The sequence below is a fragment of the Pseudomonas sp. SJZ080 genome (assembly GCF_007828295.1).
GTDB classification, from domain to species: Bacteria; Pseudomonadota; Gammaproteobacteria; order Pseudomonadales; family Pseudomonadaceae; genus Aquipseudomonas; species Aquipseudomonas migulae_A.
Window position 1 is genome coordinate 157001 of sequence record NZ_VIUK01000005.1, and the last position, 19119, is coordinate 176119.

Consider the following 19119-nt stretch of genomic DNA (forward strand, 5'->3'; position numbering starts at 1 on the left):
ATGTCCAGAATCCAATGCCCGCGATGCCTGCGCCCGCAGACTCATTGCCTGTGCCCCCTGATCCCGAGCCTCGACAGCCGCACTCGGGTGTTGCTGCTGCAACATCCGAGCGAAGTGAACCATGCGCTGAACACTGCAAGGCTGGCGGCGTTGGGGTTGAAGAATGCCGAGTTGATTGTGGGTGAGGTGTTCGAGGATTTGCCGGCGCTGTTGAATCAGCCGGGCTATCAGGCCCGGTTGTTGTTTCCGGGCGAGGAGGCGCGGCCGCTGCAGGCGTACACGGCGAACGATCAGCCGTTGTTGCTGGTCGTCCCGGACGGCACCTGGCGCAAGGCACGCAAGATGCTGCACCTCAATCCGCTGCTGGCGGCGTTGCCCCGAGTGACCTTGGTGGATGGCGGCGTGTCGCGGTATCGCTTGCGCAAGGCGCCGGGACCGGGGGCGTTGTCGACGGTGGAGGCGATTGTGCAGGCATTGCAAACGCTGGAAGCGCCTGTCAGTTTCGAGCCGTTGTTGAAACCGTTCGAGGCGTTGATCGAGGGGCAGATTGCGGCGATGGGGGAGGAGACCTTCCAGCGCAACCATGGCCCGCAATAGTCAGTGTCAGTGAGGGCCTCTTCGCGAGCAAGCCCGCTCCCACATTCGACCGAGTTCTTCCGGAAGAAATGAGGTGGTAGCTCCCACATTCGACCGAGTTCTTCCGGAAGAAATATGGTCGAATGTGGGAGCGGGCTTGCTCGCGAAAGCGGTATAACAATCACCAAAAACTCCGGATCCAGACTACCGCTCCCGCATCGCCTCAGTCCGGGCCTTAAGCACCGGCTTCAGCAGATAATCCAGCACACTTTTCTCCCCGGTAATGATATCCACCGTCGCCACCATCCCCGGAATAATCAGCAGTGGTTTTACATCCCCACCCAAGTGATTTTTATCGGTCCGCACCTGAATCAGATAAAAACTGTTGCCCTTGTCATCCGTAGTCGTGTCCGCGCCAATCAACTCCAGCTTTGCACTCAACCCACCATAAATCGTGTAGTCGTACGCACTGAACTTGACCATCGCTTTCTGCCCCGGATGCAGGAACGCCACGTCCTGCGGCCGCACCTTGGCTTCGATCAGCAGGTTGTCCTCGATGGGCACGATTTCCACCATGTCGCTGCCCGGCTGGACCACGCCGCCGATGGTGTTGACCTTCAGCGCCTTGATGATCCCGTGCACCGGCGACACCACCGTCGTGCGGCTCACGCGGTCATCGATGGCGATGCTCGATGCGGTGATTTTCGACAGGTCGGTACGTTTCTCATTGAGCTCTTTCGCCGCGTCCGAGCGAAAGGATTGTTCCGATTCGTCGATCTTGCTTTTGATCTCGTTGATCGCCGATTCTGCGCGGGGAATTGCCAGTGTCGTGGCGTTCAGCGAGCCGCGGATCTCCACCGCGCTGCGTTTGAGTCGCAGGATTTCCACCGGCGAAACCGCTCCGGTCCCCACCAGCGGCGCGGACATGTTCATCTCTTGTTGCAGCAGCGCCAAACTGGAACTGTACTGACCCTGTTTCGAGCGAAACTCTGCCAGTTCCTGGGTTTTCTGCCGCAGTTGTTCGGTCAGCGTGCGCTGCTCGCTGGCCAGGCGACGTTGCCGTTGTTCGTACAGCGCGCGCTCATCCTCGGCCACTTGCGGGGCCTTGGCGATCACCTCCGGCGACAACTTGAACGGCCGACCCTCGGCCTCGGCGGACAGGCGTTCGACCTGCGCGGTCAACGCATAACGATCCGCCTCGCTTTCACCCTTGTTCGACAGAAACCGCGTGTCATCCAGGCGCAGCAGCGTGTCGCCCTTGTTCACCATTTGCCCTTCGCGCACGAAGATCTCGGTGACGATGCCGCCTTCCAGATTCTGGATCACCTGAACCTTGCTCGACGGAATCGCCTTGCCTTCGCCCATGGTGACTTCCTGCAACACGGCGAACTTGGCCCAGACCACGGCGCTGATGATCAACGCCGCAGCGAGCCAGACCGTGATCCGCGACCAGCGCGGAGAATCCTGCAATGACGCGCCGGCGGTTTCCGGCATGAACTCGCTTTCGGCGCTTTTGCTGAAGCTGTCGAAGTAGCCGCGTGAGCTTTGAGACGAAGACATGAGCGGACTCCTAAACAGCCGCAGAGCCGACACGGCCCTTGCGCAGTGCATCAATGACCGCTTCTTTCGGACCGTCGGCGACGATCCGCCCGTTGTCCAGCACCACCAGCCGATCCACCAGGCTGAGCATCGAGGTGCGGTGAGTCACCAGCAGCAAGGTTTTACCCTGGACCCAACCGTGAAGTTTTTGCCGCAGGACATCTTCGCTGCTGTTGTCCATGGCGCTGGTGGGTTCGTCGAGCAACATGATCGGCGGGTCGAGCAACAAGGCTCGCGCCAGCAACACCGCCTGACGCTGACCGCCGGACAACAACTGCCCGCGTTCGCCGACAGGCCGGTCAAAGCCTTGCGGATGTTGACGGGCCAACTCGGTCACGCCGGTCAGTTCAGCCACTTCCAGCATCCGCGCATCGCTGATGTAACGCGCGCCGAGGGTCAGATTGTCGCGCAGGCTGCCGGCCAGCAGCGGCAGGTCGTGGGCGACGTAACCGATCTGTTGGCGCAGGTCGGCGACGTCCAGTTGCCGCAGGTCCAGGCCATCGAGCAGCAACTGGCCTTCCTCCGGTTCGTAGAAACCCATGATCAGGCGCCCCAGGGTGCTTTTGCCTGAGCCGCTGCGCCCGATGATGCCGACCCGTTCACCGGGTTTCAGGCTGAAACTGATGTTGGCCAGCGCCGGTGCGTTCTGGCCGTTGTAGTGAAAGGTCACGCCGCTGACGTCGAGTGCGCCTTGCAGTTGCGTGCGTTCCAGCGGTCGCTGTTTCGCGTCGCGCTCTTGCGGAAGAGCCATCAGCGCATCGGTGCTTTTCATGGTCAGTTGCGCTTGCTGGTAGCGGGTGATCAGCCCGGCGATCTGCCCCAGCGGCGCGAGTACGCGACTGCCGAGCATGTAGGTCGCCACCAGCGCGCCGACGCTGAGGTTGCCGGCGATGATGCTGTAGACCCCGGCGACGATGGTCGCCATGCCGGAGAACTGCTGGATGAACAGCGTGCCGTTGGTGGCCAGCGCCGAGAGGTTGCGCGCGTGGCTGTCGAGGCGGGTGAGGGCGCCGTGGGTGCTTTCCCATGTGTGCTGGCGCTCGCTTTCGGCGCTGCAGGCCTTGAGGGTTTCCAGGCCGCCGAGGGTTTCGATCAGCAGGGCCTGGCGTTCGGCGCCGAGGGCCAGGCTTTTTTGGACGGTGTCGCGCAGGCGCACTTGAATCACCATCGCGAACAGGATGGTGAGCGGAAACGCCAGCAACGGAATCACCACCAGCCAGCCACCCAGCAGGCCGATCACCACCAGCATCAGCACGGCGAACGGCAGGTCGATCAGGCTGGTCAGCGTGACGGCAGTGAGGAATTCGCGCAGGCCCTGAAAGTCATGAATGCTCTGGGCAAAACCGCCGATGGTTGCCGGGCGTGCTTTCATCGACATGCCGGTGATGCGTTCGAACAGGGTCGCGGACAGGATCACGTCGGTTTTCCTCCCGGCGGTGTCCAGCAAGTGCGCGCGGACCACCCGCAGCGCCAGCTCGAAACCGGTGCCGATCAGCAAACCGATCGACAGCACCCACAAGGTGGACGTTGCCTGGTTCGGCACCACCCGGTCGTAAGTCTGCATCACGAACAGCGGCACCATCAGCCCCAGCAGGTTGATCAGGAAACTCGCCAGGATCGCATCGCTGTACAGCCATTTCGACAGCTTCAAGGTGTCGCGGAACCATGCCTCCACACGCGGCACCAGCGGCGAACGCAAGTCTTCGAGTTCATGCCGTGGCCGGGCGAACAAGGCCTGGCCGCTGTAGTTTTCGGAGAGTTCTTCGCGGCTGACCCACTGCTCGCCACCGTCGGCTTCACTCGGCAGGATCAGCAAGCGGCCGTCATCGCCGAAGCGACGCAGGATGGCGCTGCGGCCGTTATTGAGGATCAGCATCACGGGCAGGTTGAGCGCGGAAATGTCGTCCAGGTCACGGCGTAAAAGCCGCGCCTGCAAACTCGCCCGGGCCGCTGCACGCGGCAGCAGGTCCAGGCTCAGGCGTTGGTGTGCCATTGGCAGCCCGGCACTCAGGCTGGCGCGACTGACCGTCGCGCCATGGAGCTTGCAGAGGATCAGCAGACCGTCCAGAAGCGGGTCATCGAAGCTCAGCCGCGGATCGACACCGATGTTGCCGGGTTCCATGCTGGTCACATTGATCGCTCCCGTTGAACCGTGGATACACATCTCACTGTAGGAGCTGCCGCAGGCTGCGATCTTTTGATCTTGATCTTCAAAGGCAAAATCAAAAGATCGCAGCCTGCGGCAGCTCCTGCAGGGGGTAACTTCATTTCAGTTCAGGCAGACGGGCTTCGTTCTTCACTTCGGTCCGGGCGATCGCATCGGCGGGCAGCACCACCCGTTGTTTGCTCAGCAACTGGCCCATGTTCGCCAGCACGCGGTACATCGAATATTCCTCGGTGTAGCGCACTTCGGTGTAGCGGCGGTTGGCGTTGTAAAGTTCGTTTTCGCTGTCGAGCACGTCGAGCAGGGTCCGTTGGCCGAGGCCGAACTGGTCCTGGTACGCCGCCCGCACACGGGTGGTGGTTTCGGCGTATTCGCGGGCGGTGGGGGTCTGTTTCCGGGCATTGACCATGGCGTTCCAGGCCAGATGAATGTTCTCGTTGAGCTGGCGCAGAGCGTTGTTGCGGATGTCCATCGCCTGGTTGATCTTGTGCGCGTCGGAGGCCAGGCGTGCCTTGTCGCTGCCGCCGCGGAACAGGTTGTAGTTCATCACGACGCCGACGCGCCATTCGTTGTCGTGGCCTTCTTCACCGGCGATGTTGTTATTCGCCCCCACCGCGGCTTCAGCGTCGAAGCGAGGGTAGAACGGCGACTTGGCGACTTCGTACTGGCTCTCGGCCGATTGCACATCGGCCTGGGCCGATTTCAGGTACGGGTTGTTGTCGACCATGCTCTGCTGGGCATCCCGGATCGTGGCCGGCAATTCGCCGCGAATCGACGGCAGCGTTTCCAGTTCATCGGGCATGCGCCCGGTGACCGCGTAGAAATTCGCTTCGGCATCGGCCAGATCGACTTCGGCGGTATCGAGGTTGTTCTCCGCGAGTGCCCGACGCGCCACGGATTGATCGGCGTCGGCGTTGCTGCCGATGCCGCGCTGGGTACGCAGGCCGATCTGGTCGTTGACCCGCAAGTGCGCCTGCAGGTTGTTCTTGGCCAGGGTCACCAGTTCGCGGCGCTTGAGCACTTCGAGATAGACCTCGATGGTGCGCAATGCCAGGTCCTGCGCCGTGCCTTGGGCGTAATAGGCCCGGGAGTTGACCACGCCTTTGGTGCGCTCGACTTCGTTGGACGTGTTGAAACCATCGAAGAGCATCTGCCGCAGGCGCAGTTCCGATTGCGTGTAGTTCAGGATTTCGGTGTGGTGATTGCCGAAGGCGCGGGTGTTGGTGTTGTCGCTGTACCCGCGCCCGTACGCAGCATTCAGATCAACAGAGGGATAAAAACCGCCCTTGGCAACTTTCACGTCCTCATCTGCCGACAGGCGGCTGTCTACACGTGAGGCGAGTTCCGGGTGGGTGGCGATGGTGCTCTGGATCGCCTCGGTCAGCGACATGGCTTGAGCCTGGGAAGTGCAGGCCATGGCCAATAGAATCGCACTGCAAACGGGGGTCAATCGGCGCATGGATACTTCTCCCTGAAATCCTGATGGTGCTTATCAGTCGCCAAATATTTGACGACATTTATAGGTAGATCTGTTTCACACTTGTAACATCAGAGCTAAGAACATTCTCAAACGAACCTTAGAAGTTTTTTTCATAATTGTTATGTCGAAAAAAACTTATGCGCTCTGAAAAATCCAGCACATTGTTCACTCGGAAAGCCCTTGATTTACGAGCCTTAGGGAGCTTCTTGAGGGGTTGGAAAAGTTCAATCCACTTATCGATGTGGGGCGAAGAAGTGCTGGAGGGGAGGGACGCGCAACAGTTTTTAAAGTGACGGTTTTTTGTCGCTTGCTGGTTCAGAACTGTTACGCATTGCTTGTCGGTAAGGTTGTTTCGCGACGGAGTCTCGATGTAATTGATTGCATTGGGTTTATACCGAATCGGAACACTTGGCCCACGAGCGACTTGCTTGGCGAGAAAGTCGCCAGGGCAGCGGTTTGATCAGGCACGCCGCAGCCCGGTAGACGATCCGTCGATAACCCGCTCACGCCATGAGCACGTTCTTCGCAATCAACAGGATGCCGACAGCAGTTGGCAGCGGAGGAAATGCACATGGCAACGCTCATCGGTATCGTCAGCAAGGTCATTGGTCAGGTGTTCGCTGTAGCGAGCGACGGCACCCGACGTGCGTTGATCGAGGGGGACAGGCTGTTTGCCGGCGATCAACTGGTCACCGGTGCCGAAGGCGCGGTGGCGGTGCATTTGCAAAATGGCCAGGAACTGACCCTCGGGCGTGGCAGCAGCCTGCAAATGAATTCGCAGTTGCTCGCGCATCAGGTGCCTCATGTGGAAACGGCTGACGCGGCGACGCCGACTCAGGCGCAACTGTCCGACGTCGAGCGAGTGCAAAAAGCCATCGCGGCGGGTGATGACCCGACCCAGAAAGCGGAAGCCACGGCGGCGGGTCCGGGGACATCGGGCGCACCCGGTGCTGAGTCAGGGGGCGGTCACAGTTTTGTGCTGCTGGAAGAAGTGGCCGGGCGTGTCGATCCAACCATCGGTTTCCCGACCGCAGGCTTCAACGGTATTCCTGAATTTCCCCTGGAGCGTCTGGCCGGTGATCCGGATAACGGCGGCAATGCGGCGGCTGCGGCGCCGATTGATGCTGATACCCCGGATGTTCCGAATGATCCTGAAACGCCGGACCATCCCGTCACCCTCAACGGCCTCGACGTAGAGGGTGGCGAACTGACCGTCAACGAAAAAAACCTCACCTACGGCACCGACCCCGATGCCCCGTCCCTGACCCAGACCGGCACCTTCACCGTCAACGCGCCGGATGGCCTGCAAACCCTGACCGTGGGCGGCATCGCCGTGGTCACCGCTGGCGTGGCCGCCGGTTTTCCGCAATCGACCGGCACTTGGCACGGCAGCACGCTGACCATCACCGGTTACGACCCGGCCACCGGCGTGGTGAGCTACAGCTACACCCTGAATTACGACCGAGATCACCCGAATGCCGGCGGTGCCAACAGCATCGCCGAGAACTTCGACGTCGTCGCCACCGATACGGACGGCAGCACCGCGACCGGCCAGATCAACGTCAACATCATCGATGACACGCCGAACGCCAACCCTGACGCCACGTCGGTGACGGAGGGAGGTGTCGTCAGCGGCAACGTCTTGTGGAACGACGTTGCCGGCGCCGATGGTCCCTTGGTCGGCGGTGGCGTGGTCGGCGTGCGCGCCGGCTCGGACACGTCGACCCCGGTGAACGGCGGCCTCAACACACAGATCAACGGCACCTACGGTTACCTGACTCTGGACGCCCAGGGCAACGCCGAATACCACAGCTACCCGAACAGTGTGAACGGCCCCGGCGCGACCGACGTGTTCACCTACACCCTGCGCGATAACGATGGTGACGAAAGCACCACCACCATCACCATCGACGTCAACAACAGTTGCATCAAAGCGGTCAGCGACAACGACGTGACGGTCTACGAAAAAGCGCTGGATCTGAGCAAGGATGGCCAGGACCTGGCCGCTGGCACCGTCACCGGGAGCCAACCGGGCCACACCGGCGAAACCGCCAGCGGCACCTTGGTCGGCTCGGTCACCGGCGCCACCGGCGCAATCACCTATGCGCTGGTTGGCAGCGACCATGGGGCGTACGGCCAGATCCTGCTCAACCCCAACGGCACATACACCTACACCCTGACTTCGCCGGCCAGCACCACGCCGCACGCGGATAACGGCGCCAACACCCTGAGCGAAACCTTCACCTATCAGGCCACCGATTCCCTGGGTAACACCGTGACCAGCACGATCAAGGTCGACATCGTCGATGACGTGCCTAAAGCAGTCGATGACAGCAACGCCAGTACCGCCACGCCAACGCACCTGACGCTCGAAGGCAACGTCCTGACCAACGACGTGCAAGGCGCGGATCGCGTGCCGACCGGGCCGGATAGCGGGCCGATTACGGCGGGCACTTTCACCGGGACTTACGGCACTTTGGTGCTGAATGCCAACGGCACTTACACCTACACCCTCAACACCAGCGATGCCGATTTCAAAGCCTTGCACGGCGATGGCATCGGCACCGAGACTTTCAACTACACCCTGACTGATGCCGACGGCGACACCAGCACCGCGACGCTGGTGCTGAACATCCATAACAGCCCGGTCACCCTCAACGGCCTCGACGTAGAGGGTGGCGAACTGACCGTCTACGAAAAAAACCTCACCTACGGCACCGATCCCGATGCCCCGTCCCTGACCCAGACCGGCACCTTCACCGTCAACGCGCCGGATGGCCTGCAAACCCTGACCGTGGGCGGCATCGCCGTGGTCACCGCTGGCGTGGCCGCCGGCTTTCCGCAATCGACCGGCACCTGGCACGGCAGCACGCTGACCATCACCGGTTACGACCCGGCCACCGGCGTGGTGACCTACAGCTACACCCTGAATTACGACCGCGATCACCCGAATGCCGGCGGTGCCAACAGCATCGCCGAGAACTTCGACGTCGTCGCCACCGATACGGACGGCAGCACCGCGACCGGCCAGATCAACGTCAACATCATCGATGACACGCCGAACGCCAACCCTGACGCCACGTCGGTGACGGAGGGAGGTGTCGTCAGCGGCAACGTCTTGTGGAACGACGTTGCCGGCGCCGATGGTCCCTTGGTCGGCGGTGGCGTGGTCGGCGTGCGCGCCGGCTCGGACACGTCGACCCCGGTGAACGGCGGCCTCAACACACAGATCAACGGCACCTACGGTTACCTGACTCTGGACGCCCAGGGCAACGCCGAATACCACAGCTACCCGAACAGTGTGAACGGCCCCGGCGCGACCGACGTGTTCACTTACACCCTGCGTGATAACGACGGTGATGAAAGCACCACCACCATCACCATCGACGTCAACAACAGCTGTTTCAACAACCCGGTCACCCTCAACGGCCTCGACGTAGAGTGCGGCGAACTGACCGTCTACGAAAAAAACCTCACCTACGGCACCGACCCCGATGCCCCGTCCCTGACCCAGACCGGCACCTTCACCGTCAACGCGCCGGATGGTCTGCAAACCCTGACCGTGGGCGGCATCGCCGTGGTCACCGCTGGCGTGGCCGCCGGCTTCCCGCAGTCGACCGGCACCTGGCACGGCAGCACGCTGACCATCACCGGTTGCGACCCGGCCACCGGCGTGGTGACCTACAGCTACACCCTGAATTACGACCGCGATCACCCGAATGCCGGCGGTGCCAACAGCATCGCCGAGAACTTCGACGTCGTCGCCACCGATACGGACGGCAGCACCGCGACGGGCCAGATCAACGTCAACATCATCGATGACACGCCGAACGCCAACCCTGACGCCACGTCGGTGACGGAGGGCGGTGTCGTCAGCGGCAACGTCTTGTGGAACGACGTTGCCGGCGCCGATGGTCCCTTGGTCGGCAGTGGCGTGGTCGGCGTACGCGCCGGTTCGGACACGTCGACCCCGGTGAACGGCGGGCTCAACACCCAGATCAACGGCACTTACGGTTACCTGACCCTGGACGCCCAGGGCAACGCCGAATACCACAGCTACCCGAACAGTGTGAACGGCCCCGGTGCAACCGACGTGTTCACTTACACCCTGCGTGATAACGACGGTGATGAAAGCACCACCACCGTCACCATCGACGTCAACAACAGCTGTTTCAACAACCCGGTCACCCTCAACGGCCTCGACGTAGAGTGCGGCGAACTGACCGTCTACGAAAAAAACCTCACCTACGGCACCGACCCCGATGCCCCGTCCCTGACCCAGACCGGCACCTTCACCGTCAACGCGCCGGATGGTCTGCAAACCCTGACCGTGGGCGGCATCGCCGTGGTCACCGCTGGCGTGGCCGCCGGCTTCCCGCAATCGACCGGCACCTGGCACGGCAGCACGCTGACCATCACCGGTTACGACCCGGCCACCGGCGTGGTGACCTACAGCTACACCCTCAATTACGACCGAGATCACCCGAATGCCGGCGGTGCCAACAGCATCGTCGAGAACTTCGACGTCGTCGCCACCGATACGGACGGCAGCACCGCGACGGGCCAGATCAACGTCAACATCATCGATGACACGCCGAACGCCAACCCCGATGCCACGTCGGTGACGGAGGGCGGTGTCGTCAGCGGCAACGTCTTGTGGAACGACGTTGCCGGCGCCGATGGTCCCTTGGTCGGCGGTGGCGTGGTCGGCGTACGCGCCGGTTCGGACACGTCGACCCCGGTGAACGGCGGCCTCAACACTCAGATCAACGGCACTTACGGTTACCTGACCCTGGACGCCCAGGGCAACGCCGAATACCACAGCTACCCGAACAGTGTGAACGGCCCCGGCGCGACCGACGTGTTCACTTACACCCTGCGTGATAACGACGGTGATGAAAGCACCACCACCGTCACCATCGATGTCAACAACGGCTGCATCAATACGTCCAGCGACAACGACGTAACCGTCATCACCAACGTACTGTCGGGCAGCGTCGCGGTGCCGGGCGAAGCGTTGCTGGCCAACGACACCGATGCCAACGGCGACCCGCTGACCGCATCGCCCACCACCTTCAACACCGGCTGGATCGCCAAAGGCGCGGATTTCACCGGCAGCAACCAGAACTACAGTTTCACCGGCAACAACGCCCAATCCGTGACCATCGCCCGCAGCGCCTTCGTCGCCAATACCGCCGCCATGACTGCGGTGCTGGTGGTCAGCGGCGCGTTGGGCGAGGTCAAACACAACTCCACCAATGACGAGGACCGCATCACCGTCACCCTCAAACAGGGTGAAACCCTCAACCTCGACCACAACCTGGCAGCCGGTCATGTCGCCATGGAGTATTCGGTGAACGGTGGTGCGTTCATTGCCATCGGCGATGGCCAGACCATCACCGCTGCAGCGGACGGCACCTACCAGATTCACATCACCAACATCGTCAATGACGGGCCGGGCAACAGTGGCAAGGACGCGGAAAACTACCAACTGACCCTGACCGTCGACTACTCCGGTGCCCACAACACCACCCCGGACTACCACGGCACCTACACCGTCAACGACCACCACGGCGGCAGCGACAGCGCCGGCGTGACCATCACCTATCAGGACGGCCACACGCTTGCCGGCACGGCAGGCGATGACGTGCTGGTGGCGGACACCGGCGACAACGTGATCAACGCCGGCGACGGCAACGATGTGCTCACCGCCGGCGCAGGCAACAATGAACTGCACGGCGGCGCCGGCAATGACTTGCTCTACAGCGGCGCCGGCAACGACCTGCTCGATGGCGGCGACGGCATCGACACCGCGAGCTACGCCCACGCCACCGCCGGGGTCAAGGTCGACCTTAGCCTGCTCGGTGCGCAAAACACCCTGGGCGCCGGCACCGACACCCTGACGGCCATTGAAAACCTCAAGGGGTCCGACTTCGGCGACACACTCACGGGCGACAACCACAACAACATCATCACCGGCGGCCTCGGCAATGACGTGCTCAATGGGGGCGGCGGCGACGACTTGCTCATCGGCGGCCTCGGCAACGACACCCTCACCGGTGGTGCCGGCGCGGACACCTTCCAGTGGCTCAAAGGAAACAGCGGCCACGACGTGGTCACTGACTTCACCCCGGGCGCCGACAAACTCGACCTGTCGCAACTGCTGCAAGGCGAAAACGGCACTGCCGCGTCGCTGGATGACTACCTGCACTTCAAAGTCACCGGCAGCGGCGATTCACTGGTCACCAGCATCGACGTCAGCGGCATGGCCGGCGCCGCGCCGAACCAGACCATCGACCTCGCGGGCGTGAACCTGGCCAGCCATTACGGGGTGACGCCGGGAGCGGGCGGGGTGATTGCCGGCGGGGCGGATACGGCGACCATCATCAACGGCATGTTGAATGACCATTCGTTGAAGGTGGATACCGCGTGACCTGAAACCTTAAACAACAAAACCCGCCATCCCTGCGTAAGGGGGGGCGGGTTTTTTGTTGTGCGTCGTTTAAGGGGGTGTCCGACCGGCGGTAGCAAAACCTGTGATTTATGACAGTAGCCAGTCTTCCGTGGCTGCCTTTAAATCAAGACATCGAGATGGGTGAAGCACTCATCAATGTAAGGCGAGTGATGTTGGCGCTCTTCGCCTGGCATTGCGATAACTGAACGTCAGGGCAATAAAGCTCAACTTCAAAGGAGTATTAAAATGTCCAAGAAAGAAAGCTTCCCTTTTAATGGCAGAGACAGGGCGCAATACCGAGCATTTCGATCCAGCATACAACTTGCTGATCTGAATGCCCCAGTGCCGGGGGCTGCCAACCCATTTAAACCAGCCTTGGCAGCCGGTGGTCCACAATATCTTCCCTATGCTTATTTTAACAAACCGCTCGAGTTTGATATTCCGGAATTCGCTGATCAATATAATCCAACGGGGGTGATCGTCGTTATTCAAATGACAGTGGATGGGACCGTAGATGCAGATGAACATAAGTTTTACCAGGAAACCCCCATCACCATAACGCCGATTCCAATGAATCTTCACCTGGCAGCTAAAGATCAAGAAGGACTGCGAAAAGTCAGTTATACCCTGGATTTTGGTGGTAACACTGCCAAAGTAATTCCACTCGAATATAGGGTCGATAAAGTTCCGCCAAGCCTTGATAAAATAATAGAGTTGCCGCAGTCCGTGAGAGATTATGGTATAGGTCCGGAAGATTTTGAAGAGGGCAAGACAGTCTCGCTGACGTACCAGAACTATACAGGTAAAAAACTGGGTGATTTGGTTAAGTGCTTTATTGGTCCCAGTAGGAGCGTACCCACGGAAGTCGCCTCTGTCAGGGTTGATGAGGCCAATATAGGCACTCCGATGGTCTTCGCTTTAACTGCTGCGCACGTCAATGGTTTTGACGGGGAATTTGTTGTTTGGTGCGAGGGGGAAAATTATCCTGGCGTGCCAGCTACTCCGTCGGCTCTTACGAATGTCTCGGTGTTCAAAGAGCTTCGGCCCGTTGTGTTGGCACCTCTTTACGTTCCTCAAATCGTAGACGAGGATGACGATACTCTTGGGATAGAACAGCTTTTTGATCGTGTGGGTGCTGGCCTTGAAGTGCCGTATCCAAACTTTAGCACTGCGATGGATAAACTGGTCATCTCCATCGATGGGGTAGCGCAGCCAGAGCAAACGATGAACGGGTTCCCTTCCGTACGTAACCTCGATAACCAGGCTCTTCTTGCGCAGGGTCATGGGCGAAGACAAGTAGAGTTGGGGTACAGAATCAAACGCGGTAACAAGTATTTTCCAACGAATCCGATTACCAGGCTTGTATGGCTTGATGTAAGGAAACCGGCCGATCCGATTGATCCTGCTGATCCAAAATTTCTGGATCCGAGTTTGTTGGAACCATGGTTTCAGGGGCCGAAAAGCATAGTGAAGAACAGGCTGACGGCAGCCGATGAGCAAGATGGTGGGCCTGTTACAGGGTTTTTGGAGTTCCATCGTCTTTTTAAACCAGGCGACAAAGCACGGTTTGCGTTGAATAGCCGTGAATCGCCGATTGAGTGGGTTCATCCACTGGATGGCAGCGAAGATCGATCAAAGCCAATAACATTTGATCTTCCTTGGCCTTGGCTTAAAAGTTTGGCAGACGACGATACCACGCAAATTCAGGTCCTTGTCCAACATGATGTGAACTTCAATGAAGCGCACTCTCCGGTGGCGAATGGGTTTGTTCGTACTACACCAATCGAATTGGTAGTGGCTGGATTCAGGCACTTACACACAGATCCAAGGAACGGAGTCGTATGCAGTTCGCTGAGAAGGCATCCGACTCACGGTGTAGTGGGTGTTGTTCGTATTCCTGGCGATACGCGAATGACAGATATACAAGTTAAATTGACCTTCGGTGGTTACCCGACCAGTGCTGCGATTGAATCGGAACTTATTCCCGGATCTAGCGTCGAGGTGCCTTTTACCCCCAATTTAACGCAAGCTACAAACGGCTTTGATATGTATGTTCCGTATCAATATTTGCTTGCCACACGTATTGGTTATGGGCGAGCGGACTATACCGTCGTTATCGAAGAGGAAATCGTTTTTACAAAGGGCCCAGTTGTCCGGGTCAACATGAGTAGTGGGGAGGTTACGTGCGACCTGACTGATGTAACCGATCCGACAAGCTTGATCGGCAAGTGAAATTTTACTGAGGCGATCCCGTATATCCGGTGTCGAGGCGCCGGATATACGTTTTTTGTTATTGAAAACCTGTGTCTGTTTTTTCTTACGCTTTCAGAGATTAATCCTACATTTTTTTGTAGGGGGTCTCTGTATCGTCCGCAGCCCTCAGCGTTCTCCGCTTCTTTGCAGGAGACAAGAAGACGAAAGGACTGACTCATGAACTTCGACAACCCAATCTCACATAAACCTGCGACCGCAACTACGTTCAAAGTGCTGGCACTGTTGCCAGCTTTTTTTTTGGTAAGCCCTCCGGCCATGGCGGCGATCATTATCGGCGCTGGCCAAAACGAGACCATCGGTCCGGCAGACCCGCTCAGCGATTATGTGGTGGAAAATGGCGGTGTACTCAATGTCATTGGTGCAACGACCCAGAGTTTGACCATACAGGCCGGGTCGGAATTGTTCATCGATGGCGGTATTATCAGCAGCAATAGTGGCGCCCACGGAATTTTGGTGAGTGAAAGCCAGGCCACCATCCGATCGGCGACTGTTACAGCTGACACCCGGGCGCTGTGGCTCAGTCGACCCAATTCATCCACGCAAGGCTCGACTGTCACCGCCACTGACAGCACATTCCTCGGTGGTGAAATGGGGGCACTGGTCACCGGTCTGAGTACATTGACGCTGGTCAACAGCGAGCTCAGAGGCACCAATGCCGACAGCGTCGGCCTGGACAGTCGCGGCGGTGATGTGCGCGCACTGGCCGGCACGCTGATCAGCGGCGGCAAAACAGGCGTGCGGATGACCAATGACGCGAACGGCCAAGGCACCAATACGCTGTTGGTGGATGGCTCGATCATAGAAGGTCGCACCGAAGAGGCGATCCTGGTGGAAGGGGGCGTACAAGGCGCGACCATCCAGGTGCAGAACAACAGTGTTCTGCGGGCGGGTAATGGGATTCTGTTGAAGGTAAAAGGCGCCTCCACGGCGGCGATGAATGTCGGTGGTAGTGCGTTGGAAGGTAACGTGCAAGTCCTGGAGAACAGCACCGTCGACCTCTCCCTCAACGCGGCCTCGATGGTCGGGGACATCCTGCGCGAGGATGGTTCCACCGCCAATGTCTCCATGAACAATGGCTCATCGTTCACCGGTCGCTTGAACAACAGCAACCTGACGCTGAACCAGTCTAGCCTGACCATGGTCGACAACGACAGCATCGACAATTTGTCGATGAACGACGGCCTCGTCAATTTCGGTACGCCTGGCGCGCAGCGTGCGAACCGTCAACTCGACGTGGGTACGCTCGACGGCGACGGTATCATTGGCATGCAGGGCAATTTCCAGACCGGTGAAAGCGACTTGCTGAAGGCCAATACGGCCAACGGCAACTTCGAATTGGCCGTCAATGCTTCGGGCAAGGACGCGACGTCTCCTCGACAACTGACGCTGGTGCAGATCGCCAACAACAATGCAGATTTCGCGTTGTTGGGAGGCCGGGTCGATGTAGGGACATTTGAGTACGATTTAGAGAAAAGAACCAATGCCTCCGGCGAAGCGGAGTATTACCTGAACCCTACTGCCCGGCTCACTTCCGGCGCGCAAGCGGTGGCGGCCTTGTTTCAAACGGCCCTTACCGTGTCGTACGGCGAGTTGAAGTCGCTTGAAAACCGCATGAGCGAGTTGCAGGCGAACGACAAGCTTCATGGCCTGTGGGTACGGCCTTATGGCAACAAGTGGATCGTTGACGGCAGTTCGTCAGGTGTGGGTTATCGCCAACAGCAGCAGGGCTTCACCATGGGCGGCGACACCCGATTGGGTGACAGTCGATGGACTGTCGGTATGCTGGCGGGTTACAGCAAGTCCGATCTGGATCTCGCTGTCGGCACCTCGGCCGAGGTCAATAGTTTCTACTTTGGCCCCTATTTTGGCTGGCTGAATCCGGACAATGGCTACTACGTCGATGGCGCCCTGAAGTTCAACCATTTCCGCAATGAATCCAAAGTCAGGATGAGTGACGGCAAGCGTGCCGAAGGCGATTACAGCAACTCGGCGGTGAGCGCGATCGTAGAAGGCGGCCGTAATTTTGACCTTGGGGATGGCTGGTTCGCCAAACCATCTGCCCAGGTTTCCGCGGCAGTGATTCAGGGCAAGAACTATCGCCTGGACAATGACATGGAAGCCGAAGGTGACCGCACCCATTCGTTGCGGACCAAGCTGGGCGTCATGGCCGGTCGAAGCATCGATCTGGGCGACACACGGGTGCGTCCATATGGACGTGTGGCGATGGTCCATGAATTTGCTTCCAACGATAACAGCGTGCGGGTCAACGGAAACTCGATCAATAACAACCTCGCCGGCACCGGTTTTGAAGCCGGTGTCGGGATGACGGTTTTGTTGTCCGAGAAGCTGAATCTTGATGTCGGTGTCGATTACGCCAAGGGTAAAAATATCGAACAGCCTGTGGCTGCCACTTTTGGCTTGAACTATCAGTTTTAAATGCTTGAACGAAAAAAAACCGCTGTAAAAGCGGTTTTTTTTCGTTCTGTCTGTAGCTGATTTTCTAGCTTTTGGAAGGGGACCGTGCAACGACACTCCATGTGTTGGACTCAGCCTTTTCATCTAGTGTCAGGGCGCTAATTACATAGGTTTGCCCGACTGTCAGATCGTTTTGGAAAGAAACCCATTTTCCTTCATTGCTGGTGGGCTCTGTTTTTGTTTGGATAACACCATTGAGCTTGATCTTGACCGTACTGTTCGGCGTATGGAGACCTCTGGCAATAAGCCAACGCTCGTTTATATCGCCTCCATCAAGAATTACGTTCCCCGCGGCATCATAAATACGGGTGTCTGTCGGTGCCGCAGTGGCCGCTTCCACTGTAATCGTGTGCGGCCCAGCGGTGCCGCCACCTATGTATTTTGCGGTGACGGTGAAGGCGTGGGTGCCATCGTCCAAATCGCCTGTTGGATGCCTGTAGCGACCGGTTGAAGGGTCCACGGTGGCTTCATCCAGGGTTACACGATTTTTGAATACTTCAACCTTCGCTCCCGGTTCCCCTTCGCCTTCCACAAACAGGGAGGTCTCGGATGTTGTGGTGCCGTCATGAATTTCTACTCCGTTAGCGGTCGTGACTTTGTCGAGGGTTACCTGCTTTTTGATAGCTTCCACTGTAATCGTGTGCGGCCCAGCGGTGCCGCCACCTATGTATTTTGCGGTGACGGTGAAGATGTAGGTGTCATCGGTCAACTCGCCTGTTGGATGCCTGTAGCGACCGGTTGAAGGGTCCACGGTGGCTTCATCCAGGGTTACACGATTTTTGAATACTTCAACCTTCGCTCCCGGTTCCCCTTCGCCTTCCACAAACAGGGAGGTCTCGGATGTTGTGGTGCCGTCATCGACTTCTACTCCGGTAGCGGTCGTGACCTTGTCGAGGGTTACCGGCGCGATACCTTCTTCAATCACGGTGAACTTGAAAGGGGTCGACACCTTGCCATTGGCACCCTTCACCGTGATGTTGTAGGGGCCTGGGTCCAGATCTTCCAGGTTGAAAGTGCATAAACCGCAGGCATTGGTTAGTTCTGTTTTGAGTGAAGTATCGTCATTAAGCGCTTCGGCATTCTGGTTCGGGGGCGCGTTGCAGTTAATGGTGACTGATTTCGTACTGATGGTGTCGTCATCAGCAATCGGTTTTCCGTCGCTGAGTACTTCTTTGATGATCGGTGTGTCGGTTGCCACGGTAAATCTTCTGGACGGCGATGTAGGGGTGTCAGCCCATCTGCCTTCAGCGAACACGCTGTAGCAATCGAACTTCGGGGCATCGAGCAGTAACGTTTCCCAATCACCATTATTGTCGCTTGTCGCTTCACCCAGCTTTTCGTTACCGTACATTATAAACACTAAGCTGTTCCGTTCGGCGTTGATGCCGCTAGCCTTGAAGGATGTTTGGTAGGTAATTCGGTTAATGATGGTCACGCCGTTGGGATCAACGATTTTACTGATCGTTAACTGATTTTCATCAGTATCATCGGGCGTAAGCAATGAACTGTTCGAGGGGGTAACGGCCATGATCATGACTCCGGTTGGTCAAGGGGACGGAGTGATTTAAGGCCTCGAACAGTTGAGTTGGCTACTGTCAGAAATAACAGGTTTGAGTAGGTTTCCGATGAGCGGAGGGGGTGATGATGGAGGTTGAAAGAGGGCTTATCCGCTATTAATAGCGAAACGAGTTTCAGGATTTACGCAAGGTCTTCTGCCTAACGATGTAGATCGTCACCAGCACCGCACTGGTCAGCATGAAACCGCGTGCCCACGGCAAGGGCACCAGGTAGCACGACAACAGAATGCTCACCCACATCAGCCCGATAGCGTACACCTTGCCCTTGAGCGGAATGCCGTTGCCATCGAGGTAGTCGCGAATCCATGGCCCCAGCCGTGGGTGCTCCACCAGCCAGTGATAAAAGCGCGGGGAGCTGCGGGCGAAACAGGCCGCCGCCAGCAACAGGAAAGGCGTGGTGGGCAACACCGGCAGGAAAATCCCGATCACCCCCAGCGCTACGCTCAGCCAGCCGATGACCAGCAGCCCGTAACGCAACATCAGGGAGCGGTTGCCTATGGGGTTGTCCATAGGCAGAACC

The 19119-nt window shown here is 58.7% G+C and carries 9 protein-coding genes; 4 read left to right on the plus strand and 5 right to left on the minus strand.

All coding sequences use genetic code 11. The features are described from left to right. The gene (locus FBY04_RS09665; protein ID WP_145315091.1) at nucleotides 1–597 is read left to right on the plus strand and encodes a tRNA-uridine aminocarboxypropyltransferase; all 597 of its coding nucleotides are present in this window, start codon (nucleotides 1–3) and stop codon (nucleotides 595–597) included. A gap of 183 nt (nucleotides 598–780) precedes the next feature. Here the strand turns inward: FBY04_RS09665 and FBY04_RS09670 are convergent, their stop codons facing one another. The 3 genes from FBY04_RS09670 to FBY04_RS09680 form a co-directional block, all read right to left on the minus strand. Beyond that, a complete protein-coding gene (locus FBY04_RS09670) occupies nucleotides 781–2136 on the minus strand; it encodes an HlyD family type I secretion periplasmic adaptor subunit (RefSeq protein ID WP_145315092.1) in 1356 nt (451 codons plus the stop codon). 10 nt (nucleotides 2137–2146) lie between these two features. Next, nucleotides 2147–4306: a type I secretion system permease/ATPase gene (locus FBY04_RS09675; protein ID WP_145315093.1), complete on the minus strand. Its 2160-nt coding sequence runs from the start codon at nucleotides 4304–4306 to the stop codon at nucleotides 2147–2149. Nucleotides 4307–4439: 133 nt separating this feature from the next. Further along, nucleotides 4440–5798 carry a TolC family outer membrane protein gene (locus tag FBY04_RS09680; protein ID WP_084323396.1) on the minus strand — a complete coding sequence of 453 codons (1359 nt, stop codon included), beginning with the start codon at nucleotides 5796–5798 and terminating at the stop codon, nucleotides 4440–4442. A gap of 592 nt (nucleotides 5799–6390) precedes the next feature. Here FBY04_RS09680 and FBY04_RS09685 point away from each other — a divergent pair. From FBY04_RS09685 to FBY04_RS09695, 3 genes are all read left to right on the plus strand, one after another. Continuing rightward, nucleotides 6391–12252 carry a retention module-containing protein gene (locus FBY04_RS09685; RefSeq protein WP_145315094.1) on the plus strand — a complete coding sequence of 1954 codons (5862 nt, stop codon included), beginning with the start codon at nucleotides 6391–6393 and terminating at the stop codon, nucleotides 12250–12252. Nucleotides 12253–12519: 267 nt separating this feature from the next. After that, the gene (locus tag FBY04_RS09690; protein ID WP_145315095.1) at nucleotides 12520–14505 is read left to right on the plus strand and encodes a hypothetical protein; all 1986 of its coding nucleotides are present in this window, start codon (nucleotides 12520–12522) and stop codon (nucleotides 14503–14505) included. Nucleotides 14506–14703: 198 nt separating this feature from the next. Continuing rightward, complete coding sequence (locus tag FBY04_RS09695) at nucleotides 14704–16983, plus strand: autotransporter outer membrane beta-barrel domain-containing protein (protein WP_145315096.1); 2280 nt, start codon at nucleotides 14704–14706, stop codon at nucleotides 16981–16983. Nucleotides 16984–17047: 64 nt separating this feature from the next. Here the strand turns inward: FBY04_RS09695 and FBY04_RS09700 are convergent, their stop codons facing one another. Together FBY04_RS09700 and FBY04_RS09705 are read right to left on the minus strand one after the other, a co-directional pair. Next, a complete protein-coding gene (locus FBY04_RS09700; RefSeq protein ID WP_145315097.1) occupies nucleotides 17048–18550 on the minus strand; it encodes a hypothetical protein in 1503 nt (500 codons plus the stop codon). 163 nt (nucleotides 18551–18713) lie between these two features. Then, the gene (locus FBY04_RS09705; RefSeq protein WP_084320508.1) at nucleotides 18714–19109 is read right to left on the minus strand and encodes a YbaN family protein; all 396 of its coding nucleotides are present in this window, start codon (nucleotides 19107–19109) and stop codon (nucleotides 18714–18716) included. Nucleotides 19110–19119 lie beyond the last annotated feature (10 nt).